This is a genomic window from Candidatus Paceibacterota bacterium (assembly GCA_028718635.1).
Classification (GTDB): Bacteria; Patescibacteriota; Minisyncoccia; order Phycocordibacterales; family UBA9973; genus UBA9973.
In genome coordinates this window covers 20,725-33,673 of sequence record JAQULK010000003.1, presented here as the reverse complement: position 1 = coordinate 33,673, position 12,949 = coordinate 20,725, and the positions used below count along the sequence as shown (strand labels likewise).

Genomic DNA, 12,949 nt, shown 5'->3' with positions numbered 1-12,949 from the left:
TGTGCTCTTCCGATCTTTGATGACGGAATTAAAAAATGAAATAGAAAAGAGGCTCGGGGTCACCTATTCGCTCGGTCTGGCTCGAACAAAAGCCTTGGCCAAACAAGCTTCCAAGCTCGAGAAACCGGGTGGACTAGTCATATTGCTTTCAAAAGAAGCCGAAGTCCGCGCCTTGAAGGCGACTCCTATAGACGACATCTGGGGCATTGGCCGGCAGACTGTTCCAAGGCTTCGCAATTTTGGAATAAAAACCGCTTATGATTTTGTAAATTATTCTTCAAAAGAAATAGAGAAATATTTTTCTGAGCCGGTATTAAATTTAAAAAGAGAACTCTCGGGAGAGCAGATCTTTGAAGTGGAAGGCAATGTTGACCCGCGAGACCAGAAATCCATCCAAGCGACTTCCACTTTTCGTCCTTCTTCGACCGATCCCAAAATAATCTTTAGGGAATTATCCAAAAACGCAGAACACGCGTGCGAGAATGCGAGAGCTATTCGTCTTCTCAGTAACAAAATTGCATTCTTTGTGAAAACGAGTGATTTTAAGCACTATACCGGTGAAATTAAATTAGCTTTTTACACTTCCGACCCCGGGGTGATTTTAAACGTAATCGAGCCAAAGTTTCCTAAGCTGTTAAAAAGCAAAGAGAAGATTCGCTCGACCGGAGTGATCCTCCACAATCTCGTGCGGGAGGAAAGCGTTCCTCGAGATTTGTTTGGAAAGCAAGACAAAGAACTCAATAATATTATTATAGAAGAAACAGCCGACAAGCTCCGCCAGAAATATGGCGATGATACCATCAAAAGAGCCGCTTCAATGAAAAGAAAATAATCGGAATTATCTTGCGCTTATTAAAGAGGTTGGACTGACTGGATGACTTGGCTGATTATCGGGTCAATCGTAAATTCTGTTCTTTCTTTTTCGCAGGCAGTTTTATTGGGTTCGGGATAGTTTGCGCATTGGACATAACGCAGACTGAAAGTAAAAAAATACAATTTGCCTAGCATTGCAGTTTCGTAAGCGTAATTGGAATAAATGCTCCCAGCAGCTCCCTCGGTCTCTATGGTTACGCAATAATTTTTTCCATCAATTACCTTGAGGGAGGTTTGTCCGGCTCTGGCTATTTCTGAGCCGGCAGGGGTGCAGGTGAATGATCCATTTTGGATTTGCACTTTTGGAGGCCAGTCGACAGTGCTGATAAAGGTCGTGGATAATTTTTCAGGATACTTGAATGAAAAATTATTCGCCGGGTCCGTAAATGTTTTCCAAGCGCTTATGTCGATAGAGTTAGGGTTATTTTTTACGGAGGCGGGGAGAGGTTGATTGGTATTTTCGGACGAGATGATTTTATCAACCAATTTTGGAACCCAAATTCCTTGGGTAACCAATAAAGCAATTCCAATTACTATTAAAATAAGCAAAAAAATTCTAATGTATTTTATTATGTTTGGCATATCGCTATTGTATCAAATTTATCTATTCGGAGCATAGAATGATGCAGGAACCTTTTTAAAATTTATTCCAAAGCACTTGATTGGTCACCTCATGGTGGTATGTAATTTCAGAAGGCTTGATGATGGTGCCCAAAGCTTTTGGACTGCGGACAGCTACCATTTGTTTGGATTCAGTATATTTTTCTTGATTGGTTTTACTTAGAATTTTAGTAATAAAATCGCTGCTTTTGAAAAACTTAATGGCGTCATATATATTGTCGGGCAAAATACGCAATCGATCGCGCTTTTCCTTATCTTTTTTTAACGGCATTCCTTCGAATCCTGTTTTCACAATTGTATAAAGAACCAAATATGGATTTGCATCAGGTGCTACCGAACGTATTTCAATGCGCGCAGAACGTTCATTGCCTATTGGAATACGAATCATTGAACCTCGATCAAGAGCTGAAACCTTGATCTGGTTTGGCGCTTCAAAATGAGGATCCAATCGACGATAGGCATTTACACTAGGATTTAAAACTAAGCAAATTTCTGATGCATGATTTAATATGCGAGAAATAAAATCCCAAGCAATATCCGACAGACCATCTTTTCCTTTTGCGTTATAAAAAATATTTTTTCCATTTTTGGCTAGAGAAAAATTTGTATGCATTCCTGAGCCATTGATACCGACAAAAGGCTTAGGCAAGAAAGTGGCTGTCATTTCCATATTATTTGCTACTTGGCGGCAGATAAGTTTATAAAGCTGGATATTATCGCAAGCTCGTATCACCTCGCTATAAGAAAAATTCATTTCGAATTGTGAAGGAGCCACTTCTGGGTGATCTTTTTCATTTTTAAATCCCATGGCACGCTGTGCTTCTGCCGCCTTATCGATAAATTTGCGCAATCTGCCTAATGGCAATGAATGATAATAGCCGCCAGTTGAAATAAATTGGAAAGAACCCATTTCTTCATATCTTTGTTCAGAATTAATTCCATCAACTAAAAATCCTTCTATTTCAGCTGAAACATTTATAGTAATACCGTTTTTCTTTTTTAATTCATTTGCATAATATTTGAGTTGTCCACGAAAATCGGAAATGTATGGCTTATGATCTTGATCAAGCACATCGGCAAAAAGGATAACTTTTCCGGGACCAAAAATATCGGATGGCAAAAAACGAATACTGCTCCAATCAACAGACAGGCGTAAGTCCGATTCATTTTGTTGACTAAAACCACGGATGGAAGAACCATCAAAAGTTAAATTATCCACAAAATCCAATAAAAACTTTTTATCATAATCAAGCATATGGAAACGACCTTCGATATCTGAAAAACAAATCGTTATTGCTTTTATTCCTTTTTCTTTTTGTAAATATGTTTTCCACTCTTTTTCTAGTTCATTTTCGTCCATCTTTTCTGCCTGTTCCTTGGCTCGAAGATTCATCACTTCGAGATCATTATAAGATATTTCCAAGAACTTTTTTAACTCGTTATCTTTTTCCATACATTTTTTATATTAAAATATTAATTATTTAGTATAAAAATATACTAAATTAAGTCAATTATACAATAATTAACCAAAAAAACATATGTGGATAACCTTAATTATAAGCCAAAAGCACTGGCTACGGGACTTGGACTCGAACCAAGATCACATCCTCCAGAGGGATGGGTCCTACCATTAGACGATCCCGTAATGATTATTAATCGTTACCCCTACAATAGAACAAAATTACGTTTTTATCAAACTGTTGTATAATGTACATTATGAACATAAATTTAAAGATGACAACAAAAGTGGAAGAGGCTGCGGGGTTTATGGCTGATTCTATTTTAAGCCAATTGAAAACAGGCAGACAGGTTTTGTTTTTTGTGACCGGAGGGTCTTCTATTGCTGTTGGCGCGAAGGTCTCAGAGCTTCTAAGAAATAGCCCGGAGCGGAATTTAATCAAAAATATCACTGTCATGATGACTGACGAAAGGTACGGACCGCTCGACCACCCGGATTCAAATTGGTATCAACAGATGCAAAAAGGCTTTAGTCTTCCCGGAGCGAAACTTATCCCTATTTTAGACGGAAGCGATCGCGCCAGCACCACTCTTAAATTCAATGCAAATCTCTCCCGAGAATTAATGGACGACAAAGAAAAAAGATATAAAATTGGTTTGTTTGGCATAGGAGCAGATGGGCATACATCCGGAATATTGCCGGGAAGCGAAGCGGTAAATTCTGAAGATCTAGCTTATGGCTATGACACTCCCACATTTTCCCGTGTCACCATTACTCCCAAGGTTATAGAAAAATTGGATGAGGTTGTGGTCTGGGTGCAAGGGAAAGAAAAATGGGGAGTGGTAAAAGATTTATTGGAGAAGGACATAGAAATTTTAAAACAACCAGCGCAAATTTTGAAAAAAGTGCCAATACTGACAATATTTTCTGACTATGATGGAAAACGATAAAACAACTTATGTAATTTTTGGCGCTTCCGGAGACCTATCAAGGCGTTATTTGATGCCGGCTATTGAAAATTTACAGAAGAATATGAAGTACGCAGGAAAGGTAATTCCTGTTTCGCGAAAAGATTATGGCAATTTAAGAAATCTAGTGGGAGAAAGTGCAGCAAAGAAAATATTTCATCTAGCGGTTCCTCCAGAAGCGGTAGCAGATATTGTCGAATTAATCAGCGAAAACTTCGACGAAGATAATATAAAAATAATGCTTGAAAAACCTTTCGGCAATGACTTGCAGTCTGCGCAGGATTTGGTAAAGCACATCGACAGATATTTTTCCGAGGATCAGATTTATCGAGTCGATCATTATTTGGCGAAGGAATCTTTGCGGACGGTAGTCGAAGAAGAATGGGACAAAAGCAACATCGCCAGCATTAAAATAATTGCGAGCGAAAAGATAGACATAGAAGGGCGCGTTAATTTTTATGAAAAAACCGGAGCGTTGAAAGATTTTGTGCAAAGCCATCTTCTCGAGATGGCGGCCATAGTTCTCGCTGGAAGCTTTGAAGTGAGCCGTCGGGAAGGAGTATTAAAGAATTTACAAATTGTTTGTGATATCAATAAACATGAGTGCGTAAAGAGGGGGCAATATGAGGGTTACCGCAAAGAAGTGAATAATCCAAATAGCCTGATAGAAACATTTGTTTCCATCAATATGGTATCAAACGATCCAAAGTGGCGTGGAGTGCCGATAATTCTTGCGACCGGTAAGGCTTTCAAAGAAAAACTGACGCAAATAAAAATAGAATATAAAGACGGCAAGGAAAAGATTTTTCATATCGAACATGAACCGGAAACATATGGGCGCATTATCAAAGCCACCTTGGCAAACAATCATAATTTGTTTACCTCAAGCAAAGAGGTGATCGAAAGCTGGAGGATTTTGGAAGCGATCCAAAAAACGTGGGAAAAATCCGGAAGTGATTTAATAATTTACCCCAAGGGAAGCGCCATAGAAGAGATCTTGGATCTTTAGCTTGTTTTTAATTGAAATTGCAATATCTTATTTTTTTCTTTATAATTAAGCCCTAATGAATCCCGTTAGAAGCCGCGATCGCAATTTAAAAACAAATAAAAATATGAAACTAAATATTATAAATATTAATAATATTAAATATCAGAGGCGTGAGTTGATCGCGATTTGCTTCTAAACGGGATGAACAAAAAACCTTGGATTTTTTTTATAGCTGTCATATCTTTATTTGTCCTAACGTTTGTGTTTTCAGAATTTTTCAGCAGCACTTTGTCTTATAGTAAAAACGAACAAGCATTAAATCCAAGTATCGAGAAAATTAAAAATAAACTAGAGACGTTTAAGCTTCAGCCTCTTGATATTGAGGCTTATAATAAAAAATTACATGAAATAGCAAATAACCCTCCCGATCCTACTGTTTACAACACCATCAAAACCATTGAAAAAGATAAGAATGGCAAGCCTGTGACCAAAATCACCAAGGTTCCCGCCTCACCCCAACCGACCATAACACATCTTTGGCCAGTAAAGACTGTTTATCCGAATGCCGGCGCTATTTTGCCGTTTAACCGTATTGTCGCTTATTACGGAAATTTATATTCCACAAAGATGGGAGTGTTGGGGCAGTATCCTGAGGCTACGATGCTCGCAAAACTAAAGTCTGAAGTAGAAAAATGGAATACTGCTGATCCTTCTACTCCGGTGATTCCTGCTCTTCATTATATTGTGGTGGTTGCGCAGGGCAGTGCTGGGGCTGATGGTAAATACAGATTTCGTATGCCGGATTCTGAAATAGAAAAAGTGCTAGCTATGGCAGCGAAAATAAATGCGATTGTCTTTCTTGATCTACAAGTTGGTTTTTCCAATGTTCAGACAGAAATCCCGCTTTTAGAAAAGTATTTAAAAATGCCGCAAGTCCATCTCGCCCTCGATCCAGAATTTTCTATGAAGAGCGGCATCCGGCCGGGGAAAGTTGTCGGCACTTTGGACGCCACCGACATAAATTTTGCTTCAAATTATTTAGCAAAGCTCGTAAAAGAAAATAAGCTCACTCCAAAAATCCTCATTGTGCATCGTTATACGCAAAAAATGGTTACCAATTACAAGCAGATCAAGACCATGCCGGAAGTGCAGATTATCATGAATATGGATGGTTGGGGAGTACAGGCGAAAAAGATAAATACCTATCAGCAGTTTGTGTACAAAGAGCCCGTGCAATTTACCGGCTTTAAATTATTTTACAAAAATGATCTTTTGACCAAAGGAACGACGCTCATGACGCCAGCCACTCTTCTAAAATTGAATCCAAGACCGGTATATATACAATACCAGTAAAATATGTTATATAATTTAGAATATGAGAATGGATAAAGAACCAATACCAGGGGGTAAACTGGAAAAGAAGCTTGATTCAAGAACTGAAGTAGAAGTAGAAGAAGCTTTTCGAAAAAAAATTCTGGCACAAAAACTAGCAGGCACTTTCTTTTATAATAAGCTTACTGAAGCAGAACAGGCTATGTTTGATAGAATTACTAAGGAGGAGAAAGAGGATGCTAACCCCCGATATGGACACTAAAAAAGAAAAAAAGGCATGGCGAGAAGTGAGGAATAGAAATAGGCAGAGATTTTTTGACGCTTTTCGGGGAATGCGAGTTTTTTGGATGACGACCAGTAATTTATTCAGATATGTATCTTCTATATCAATTCTTATTGTGGTAATTTTAGGTTTTTATTTTAAAGTTTCCTGTTCCGAATGGATGGATTTAATTTTTGCGATCGGTTTTGTTTTAGTTTCGGAAGCCTTCAATACTGCCATCGAGATAGACATAGATTTAACTTCTCCGGAATATCATCCGTACGCTAGAGACACGAAAGACGCCGCAGCTGCAGCTGTATTATTGTCTGTATTTGTTTCTGTTATCGTCGGGTTTACCATTTTCTTGCCTAAAATTTTTTAAATTGGTAAAATACAACTCATGAGTAATAATGCTAAAATTTTCATTTTAATAATCTGTCTTTTAGTTCTAGGAGTGATCACCGCTGTATTGCTTCAGCCAACCGTTCTTCCGACTGCAGGTCCTGGCAAATATGATTCATTTGCTACTTGTTTAAAAGATAAGGGCGCAGTTTTTTATGGAACTTTTTGGTGTCCTCATTGCCAAGCAGAGAAGAAACTTTTTGGCGTATCTCAAAAATTATTACCATATGTTGAGTGTTCTACTCCTGATGGGCAAGGACAGACGCAGATTTGTGCAGATAATAAAATAACCAGCTATCCCACTTGGACATTTGCCGATGGAACAAGCCTAAGTGGAGAGATTTCCCTACAACAATTAGCTGATAAAACTTCTTGTGTACTGCCTCAATAGTGTATAAGTAAGTATTATATTATTATTAATTTAATTAATTATATGGGAAAAGGAAACAACGCATATCGAAAAGACGTGAAAAAGCCTAAAAAAGCAAAAAAGAAATAAACGTGCTCTGTTTTACTAAAAAAGAAAAAAAAATATTAGAAAAGTTAAACACCCCGTCTAAGGTGCAAGATCTTTTGAATGGTTTTAAGTTTAATTTTGAAAAAAACGGAGAAACACTAAAGTCTCCTATTTTAACTTTAAGAGCGCGTAATGCGCATTGTTTCGAAGGTGCCTTGCTCGGCGCTTATATTTTATCTTTGCATGGATTTACTCCGTATCTGATGCATTTTAAAGTAACAAAAGAGGATTATGACCACATTGTTGTTCCTTTCAAAGTCAATGGATACTGGGGAGCTTTATCTAAAACTAATCATATGGTTCTGCGTTACCGAGAACCAGTATATAAGAATATTAGAGAGCTGGCGATGTCTTATTTTCACGAATATTTTTTGAGTGATGGTAAAAAAACTTTAAGGCAATATTCCGCGATTTTTAATTTAAATACGTTAAAAAATAAGTCCGATAGTCGTAGCGGGAGTTGGGTAACTTCGACTGAAGATCTTTGGTATATTGATAAAAAATTAGACAGAATAAAACATTACGATATTATTCCAAAGTCTTATCTGAAAAAACTAAGAAAAGCAGACAAAATTGAAATAAAAGCCACCAAGTTAGTAGATTTTAAAAAATACTAAAAATATTATCCCAAAATCTATTCCACCAGCTTTTCTTTGGAGTTTCTGTTTGAGGAATAGAAGGAGTTTGAGAGACAGCATTTATAACTGTGGCAGTATTTTGTTTTACAGCTTCGTTTGTTTTTTTGCTTAGTTTTTCTGTGGTTGGAAGAAAAACAGATTTTGACTCGTCCGTAGGACTATGTCCGAGGAGTTTTTCTTCAAGATTTACATTTAGTAAAGGAGGGGTGACTGTTGGAGAAACGGGTATAGAGGAAGGAATAAAAGATGTGCAGGGTCGGCCTGTGGTAGCACTAAATTTTGTTCCTTCTTCGCAGACAGTATTTAAAACAATATATCCTCCTCCTCCACTGCTCCTATGAACTGGCGGGGTTTCTGGCTCTGGCTCTGGTTCTGGTGTTGGGGCTGGTGTCTTGTTTTCGTCTCCAAAATATAGGACAACATTTTCTCCCCCGGATAAAATTTTTGAATCCATTCCCATAGCTGGACTGTCGCCATCTACTTTGTATTGCCAATTATCACACAATTCAGATCCAGAGACGTTAATACACTTCAAATAAAAAGCGCTGAACATGTCGTAATAAATCAAATTGGAAATATTAAATTCCCCACTCGAAGCATCAGCAATATTAACTATTGAGAGTACACTGTCTGCATTTGTATCGTGAGGATTTCCACTCGAATCATTTATACTGATGGTTCCGGCAGGAAGCAAAGCTACACTTCCAACATAAACAACTTCGCCGTTATTTTTTACTGTTAAATTTACATTTACTCCTTCAGCCAATGCAAAATTACTTACTGCAGACAATAATACTAACGTAAACAAAAAACTTAATAGACTTTTTTTCATATATTTTTAATTTATAAATAAAAAAACTCCTACCGAGAGGAGTCGACATATCAAGCTATTAGGTCTTGATAATTCCTGCTCGGGATCCGCCAACTGGCGGAGCAAAATGATTGGTATTCGGACTTGTCTCTGACCTAAGTCAGAGCTTACCGTAGCGGCACTGTACTGGAATCCCTGCCTGCACAGGCGGGTCACCAGTTTCCCCAATCAATTCTTTTAATTTTCAAGCGAACTCTTTTAGTATATACTTACTTTATATTATGTCAAAGACAAATGTGGATATTAAAAAAAAAGCAATAAATGCACGAATAAAAATAATGGTTTTTGGGACTTTTGATGGACTGCACTCCGGACACGTCAATTTTTTTAAACAAGCGAAAAGCTTCATGAAGAATTCATTTTTAATTGTTTCAATTGCTAGAGATAAAAATGTGAAAAGAATTAAAGGAAAGTACCCGATAAAAAATGAAAAGGAAAGAATGTTTTTGGTAAAAAAAAGTGGTTTAGCAGATAAAGTAATTTTAGCAGGTAAAGAAAAATATTTACCGCATATACTAAGAGAAAAAGTAGATATTGTTGCTCTGGGTTATGACCAAAAGGCTTATGTACAAGAACTTAGAAAGGACCTAAAAGATAAAGGTATTCCTATAAAAATCGTGCGCTTAAAACCTTATAAAGCGAAGGTTTATAAAAATCACTTGTTAAAAATTAGAAGATAAACCCACACACTAACTTAGAGAAATTATTTTTTACTTGACACTCTTTTTTCGATAAAATAGAATATTGAAGTTAGTGTGTGGGTAAATATAATAAATTATTATGTTAGAGGAAAATATAAAGAAATTTTTTAATAAATTTTTTTTAAATAAAAATTTTATTTCTGTTTTTTTGACTAGTCTGCTGTCTTTTTTAGTTGTAATTTTAATTGGGGTGGGCATAATCTGGCATTATAGGGCAAATATTTTTGGATACTTTGCCAAGGAATATTTGACAGAAATGCAGAATGGAAACATTAAATTAAATGAAAAAATTACAACTCTGTCACAGGATTCTTTTGTGATAAATGCAGTTAAAAAAACCAATCCCGCTGTTGTCTCTATCATTATTTCTAAAAATGTTCCAAAATACGAAACCTGTGTTAATCAAAATCAAATCCTGCCTCAAAATCCATTCGGCGATTTGTTTCCAGGTTTTAGCTTTAATATTCCTCAATATCAATTGTGTCAGAACGGGACAGAAAAAAAAGAAATTGGCGGAGGATCTGGATTCTTTGTTTCGAGTAATGGTTTAATAGTTACTAATAAACATGTAGTTGATCAAAAAAATGTAGAGTATACAGTTTTTACTAATGATGGTAAAAAACATACAGCGAAAATTACTGCGGTTGATCCTACCTTGGATATCGCACTTATAAAAATTGACCCATTAGTTGGCGGGAGTTATCCATATCTTACCCTAGGAGATTCCAGCACCATAGAAGTAGGGCAGAGCGTCATTGCCATTGGAAACGCTTTGGGAGAATATAGAAATACTGTTTCAGTGGGGGTGGTTTCCGGTTTGGCAAGGTCTATCACAGCGGGCGACAATTCCGGTAATTCAGAAGTTCTTGACCATGTAATTCAGACAGATGCAGCGATCAACCTAGGGAATTCTGGAGGGCCGCTCTTGAATTTGAGCGGGGAAGCCATAGGGGTGAATGTCGCCATGGCGCAAGGTTCTCAAAGTATTGGTTTTGCTTTACCTATCAATAGCATCAAGGGTTCTATTGAGTCAGTAAAAGCAACTGGCAAAATTATTCGTCCTTATTTAGGCATTCGTTATGTGGAGATAGATGCGGAATTAAAAGATAAAAATAATTTAACAGTGGATTATGGAGTGTTGGTGAAAGCTGGATCGACTGCGAGTGATCTGGCTGTCGTTCCAGGTTCTCCTGCAGACAAAGCTGGGATTGTGGAAAACGATATTATTTTAGAAATTGACGGGGTAAAATTAGACGACAAAAACAATCTCGCCTCCATTATTCGCGAGAAAAGCATAGGCCAGACAATTAATCTAAAAATTCTTCATAAAGGCGCCGAAAAAACCGTCTTCGTCACTCTTTCTGCCGCTCCAAATAAATAGAAAATAATCACCACCCCACTTCGATTTTAGTTGAGGCTCCCCTCCTCCACAAGGAGGGGAGGGAGCCTGAACTTTTTGTTATCTATATGCTATACTTTATTTATGAATTCAGTTACTTTTCTTGGTTATATGGCCGGATTTTTGGTTGTCATTTCGCTCCTTCCACAAACAATTAAAGCTTGGCGCACAAAACTTACTCGCGATATTTCTTTATGGCGTTACATTATTTATATTATTGGATTAATCCTTTGGGTCACGTACGCTGTTATAACAAAAAATGGTCCAGTGGCTGTTACTAATTCCATTGGACTTATTCTTGCTTTGATTATACTTGGCTTAAAGATTAAATATAAATAAAGAAATACGTTACTTGAGTGCTTTTTTTATTTTATTTATGACTGATGCTGTTTCAGTGCTTACTTCTGTATTAGTAAAACGTAAAACTTTTATTTTAAGACCTTTAAAAAAATTAGTCCGTATCTTATCATATTCCCGATTTTCTTTTGTGAAGTGTTGAGAACCATCAATTTCAACAACTAACTTTTTTGATGGGCAATAAAAATCAGCGATATATCCTCCAATACTATGCTGTCTTCTAAATTTAAAACTAGTTTTTGAATTTTTAAGTTGCAGCCATAGTAAAATTTCTTCCGGCGTACTTTCATTCCTGAGTTTTTTTCTTCTTTCAAGCAGTTTTGTTATATTGTGAACAATTTTCATTGTGGATTTTTTAATCCTCCCCTCCTTGTGGAGGAGGGGTGCCTTTAGGCGGGGTGGTGATTTAGATATCGCTCTTTCGTATCGTGGAAGATAGATAAATTCCATAGAGCATAATTGCTCCTAAGATAAGAAAAATATAATTAAGAGATGGGACTAAGGAAAGAATAATAAAAGCGACAATTGGTCCTAAGATATAAGAAACAGGTGAAGCGCTACGGTAAATTCCGACAAGCTCTTCGTTTTCGCATTTAATATGCTTAAAAAAATAGGTATCACTGGTGCCATCTATGCTTGAGGCGCCGATTCGGGTCGCGAACAATAAAAGGGCCCAAAGCCAGATCGAATGTTGGTGAATAAAAAAAAGAGAAAGAGTAGTGAAAGATGCTATTGTAAATCCAAGCATTAATATTTTTCTTTCACCGATTTTGTCAGCGATTTCTCCAACATAAAATGGGATAAAAATAAAAGGGGAAAGCATTAAAGCGAAAATTAGGAATATTTCTTTCCAGTTAAAACCAAGATGTGCGTGTAAATATATCGGAGTGTAAATAACCATCCAGCAGTAAAAAAATTGAAGCAGGAAATTTATGCCGTAAGCTCGAAATAAATTTTTATTTTGAAAAAATTTATTTACATATTTAAAAGAATTTATTTTATCATATTTTGGTTCAGGTAGATTTTTAAGTTTTAATATAGATATTATTAAAAATAATATCATTACCAAGAAACTTGTAAAATAAACTACTCTCAAGGAAAAATCTTCTAAAATTGTTCCAGATATTAATTGCGCTAAAATCCAAGCTAGGTTACACACCATTAAATAAATACCCCTAACTTTTCCGGTAACGGAATTTTCAGAGAGTATTTTTAAAAATTCATCTAGTGAAAAAAATACTAAAGCGTTTAGAGAAAAGGCCAAAATAAATACAGCTATTATGCCCAAGGCATTTTTAGTAAGAGCCAATGTCAAAAAAGAGAAAGCATCTAAGGTGGCGATTAAAATCAAGAATTTGTATCCACCTATTTTTTTGAACAACTTAGGAGCTAATAAAAGAGCAAGAATAGAACTAATCGAACCAAGAACATAAATAATACCAACAAATTTTTCACTAATAAAAGAGGAAATAAAGCTTGAATTTATATAGGAAGCTAGAGCAATAGGTATTGAAAACAAGAAACCCTCTAAATATATTATTTTTCTTTCTTGAATCATTTT

General features: G+C 36.4%; 16 protein-coding genes, 1 tRNA gene and 1 riboswitch. Of the genes, 11 read left to right on the top strand and 6 right to left on the bottom strand.

The features are described from left to right. Nucleotides 1–832, top strand: an 832-nt coding sequence (locus PHT16_03990; protein ID MDD5721568.1) for a hypothetical protein, incomplete at its 5' end; no start/stop codon positions are given. 20 nt (nucleotides 833–852) lie between these two features. On the opposite strand, the gene PHT16_03985 is transcribed toward PHT16_03990, so the two are convergent. The 3 genes from PHT16_03985 to PHT16_03975 form a co-directional block, all read right to left on the bottom strand. Continuing rightward, nucleotides 853–1,455, bottom strand: a complete 603-nt coding sequence (locus PHT16_03985; protein ID MDD5721567.1) for a hypothetical protein — start codon at nucleotides 1,453–1,455, stop codon at nucleotides 853–855. A 55-nt stretch (nucleotides 1,456–1,510) separates the two neighbouring features. Then, nucleotides 1,511–2,947 (bottom strand): glutamine synthetase family protein, encoded by a 1,437-nt coding sequence (locus PHT16_03980; protein ID MDD5721566.1) that lies wholly within the window; start codon nucleotides 2,945–2,947, stop codon nucleotides 1,511–1,513. A 118-nt stretch (nucleotides 2,948–3,065) separates the two neighbouring features. Further along, a tRNA-Gln gene (locus PHT16_03975) sits at nucleotides 3,066–3,139 on the bottom strand. A 71-nt stretch (nucleotides 3,140–3,210) separates the two neighbouring features. Here PHT16_03975 and PHT16_03970 point away from each other — a divergent pair. The 7 genes from PHT16_03970 to PHT16_03940 all read left to right on the top strand — a co-directional run bounded on the left by PHT16_03970 (nucleotide 3,211) and on the right by PHT16_03940 (nucleotide 8,039). Next, nucleotides 3,211–3,903 (top strand): 6-phosphogluconolactonase, encoded by a 693-nt coding sequence (locus tag PHT16_03970; GenBank protein ID MDD5721565.1) that lies wholly within the window; start codon nucleotides 3,211–3,213, stop codon nucleotides 3,901–3,903. Beyond that, nucleotides 3,887–4,930: a hypothetical protein gene (locus tag PHT16_03965; GenBank protein MDD5721564.1), complete on the top strand. Its 1,044-nt coding sequence runs from the start codon at nucleotides 3,887–3,889 to the stop codon at nucleotides 4,928–4,930. Before PHT16_03970 ends, PHT16_03965 begins: the two co-directional genes overlap by 17 nt. Before the next feature lie 180 nt (nucleotides 4,931–5,110). After that, nucleotides 5,111–6,262 carry a hypothetical protein gene (locus PHT16_03960; protein ID MDD5721563.1) on the top strand — a complete coding sequence of 384 codons (1,152 nt, stop codon included), beginning with the start codon at nucleotides 5,111–5,113 and terminating at the stop codon, nucleotides 6,260–6,262. 22 nt (nucleotides 6,263–6,284) lie between these two features. Continuing rightward, the gene (locus PHT16_03955) at nucleotides 6,285–6,503 is read left to right on the top strand and encodes a hypothetical protein (GenBank protein MDD5721562.1); all 219 of its coding nucleotides are present in this window, start codon (nucleotides 6,285–6,287) and stop codon (nucleotides 6,501–6,503) included. After that, on the top strand, nucleotides 6,493–6,885 hold the full coding sequence (locus PHT16_03950; protein ID MDD5721561.1) for a diacylglycerol kinase family protein: 393 nt from the start codon (nucleotides 6,493–6,495) through the stop codon (nucleotides 6,883–6,885). Before PHT16_03955 ends, PHT16_03950 begins: the two co-directional genes overlap by 11 nt. Before the next feature lie 18 nt (nucleotides 6,886–6,903). Further along, nucleotides 6,904–7,296, top strand: coding sequence for a hypothetical protein (locus PHT16_03945; GenBank protein MDD5721560.1), 393 nt, complete (start codon nucleotides 6,904–6,906; stop codon nucleotides 7,294–7,296). Between the two features lie 110 nt (nucleotides 7,297–7,406). Next, the gene (locus PHT16_03940; protein MDD5721559.1) at nucleotides 7,407–8,039 is read left to right on the top strand and encodes a hypothetical protein; all 633 of its coding nucleotides are present in this window, start codon (nucleotides 7,407–7,409) and stop codon (nucleotides 8,037–8,039) included. Here the strand turns inward: PHT16_03940 and PHT16_03935 are convergent. Beyond that, complete coding sequence (locus PHT16_03935; GenBank protein ID MDD5721558.1) at nucleotides 8,026–8,892, bottom strand: hypothetical protein; 867 nt, start codon at nucleotides 8,890–8,892, stop codon at nucleotides 8,026–8,028. The two genes, PHT16_03940 and PHT16_03935, sit on opposite strands and share 14 nt — an antisense overlap. Before the next feature lie 90 nt (nucleotides 8,893–8,982). Continuing rightward, nucleotides 8,983–9,145, bottom strand: a riboswitch (cobalamin riboswitch). Nucleotides 9,146–9,152: 7 nt separating this feature from the next. Between PHT16_03935 and PHT16_03930 the strand changes: the two genes are divergently transcribed. The 3 genes from PHT16_03930 to PHT16_03920 all read left to right on the top strand — a co-directional run bounded on the left by PHT16_03930 (nucleotide 9,153) and on the right by PHT16_03920 (nucleotide 11,370). Further along, a complete protein-coding gene (locus PHT16_03930) occupies nucleotides 9,153–9,611 on the top strand; it encodes an adenylyltransferase/cytidyltransferase family protein (GenBank protein ID MDD5721557.1) in 459 nt (152 codons plus the stop codon). A gap of 100 nt (nucleotides 9,612–9,711) precedes the next feature. Then, nucleotides 9,712–11,013, top strand: a complete 1,302-nt coding sequence (locus PHT16_03925) for a trypsin-like peptidase domain-containing protein (protein MDD5721556.1) — start codon at nucleotides 9,712–9,714, stop codon at nucleotides 11,011–11,013. A 102-nt stretch (nucleotides 11,014–11,115) separates the two neighbouring features. After that, the gene (locus tag PHT16_03920) at nucleotides 11,116–11,370 is read left to right on the top strand and encodes a SemiSWEET family transporter (protein ID MDD5721555.1); all 255 of its coding nucleotides are present in this window, start codon (nucleotides 11,116–11,118) and stop codon (nucleotides 11,368–11,370) included. Nucleotides 11,371–11,379: 9 nt separating this feature from the next. Here the strand turns inward: PHT16_03920 and PHT16_03915 are convergent, their stop codons facing one another. Both PHT16_03915 and PHT16_03910 read right to left on the bottom strand, forming a co-directional pair. After that, on the bottom strand, nucleotides 11,380–11,733 hold the full coding sequence (locus PHT16_03915) for an endonuclease domain-containing protein (protein ID MDD5721554.1): 354 nt from the start codon (nucleotides 11,731–11,733) through the stop codon (nucleotides 11,380–11,382). Between the two features lie 61 nt (nucleotides 11,734–11,794). Beyond that, on the bottom strand, nucleotides 11,795–12,946 hold the full coding sequence (locus PHT16_03910) for an MFS transporter (GenBank protein MDD5721553.1): 1,152 nt from the start codon (nucleotides 12,944–12,946) through the stop codon (nucleotides 11,795–11,797). Nucleotides 12,947–12,949 lie beyond the last annotated feature (3 nt).

What these genes read in the sequence shown, in the direction of transcription:
- PHT16_03960 (MDD5721563.1), top strand. Translation starts at nt 5,111, where the DNA reads ATGAACAAAAAACCTTGGATTTTTTTTATAGCTGTCATATCTTTATTT.
- PHT16_03955 (MDD5721562.1), top strand. Translation starts at nt 6,285, where the DNA reads ATGAGAATGGATAAAGAACCAATACCAGGGGGTAAACTGGAAAAGAAG.
- PHT16_03930 (MDD5721557.1), top strand. Translation starts at nt 9,153, where the DNA reads ATGTCAAAGACAAATGTGGATATTAAAAAAAAAGCAATAAATGCACGA.
- PHT16_03985 (MDD5721567.1), bottom strand. Translation starts at nt 1,455, where the DNA reads ATGCCAAACATAATAAAATACATTAGAATTTTTTTGCTTATTTTAATA.
- PHT16_03910 (MDD5721553.1), bottom strand. Translation starts at nt 12,946, where the DNA reads ATGATTCAAGAAAGAAAAATAATATATTTAGAGGGTTTCTTGTTTTCA.
- PHT16_03965 (MDD5721564.1), top strand. Translation starts at nt 3,887, where the DNA reads ATGATGGAAAACGATAAAACAACTTATGTAATTTTTGGCGCTTCCGGA.
- PHT16_03920 (MDD5721555.1), top strand. Translation starts at nt 11,116, where the DNA reads ATGAATTCAGTTACTTTTCTTGGTTATATGGCCGGATTTTTGGTTGTC.
- PHT16_03935 (MDD5721558.1), bottom strand. Translation starts at nt 8,892, where the DNA reads ATGAAAAAAAGTCTATTAAGTTTTTTGTTTACGTTAGTATTATTGTCT.
- PHT16_03970 (MDD5721565.1), top strand. Translation starts at nt 3,211, where the DNA reads ATGAACATAAATTTAAAGATGACAACAAAAGTGGAAGAGGCTGCGGGG.
- PHT16_03950 (MDD5721561.1), top strand. Translation starts at nt 6,493, where the DNA reads ATGGACACTAAAAAAGAAAAAAAGGCATGGCGAGAAGTGAGGAATAGA.
- PHT16_03925 (MDD5721556.1), top strand. Translation starts at nt 9,712, where the DNA reads ATGTTAGAGGAAAATATAAAGAAATTTTTTAATAAATTTTTTTTAAAT.
- PHT16_03980 (MDD5721566.1), bottom strand. Translation starts at nt 2,947, where the DNA reads ATGGAAAAAGATAACGAGTTAAAAAAGTTCTTGGAAATATCTTATAAT.
- PHT16_03945 (MDD5721560.1), top strand. Translation starts at nt 6,904, where the DNA reads ATGAGTAATAATGCTAAAATTTTCATTTTAATAATCTGTCTTTTAGTT.
- PHT16_03915 (MDD5721554.1), bottom strand. Translation starts at nt 11,733, where the DNA reads ATGAAAATTGTTCACAATATAACAAAACTGCTTGAAAGAAGAAAAAAA.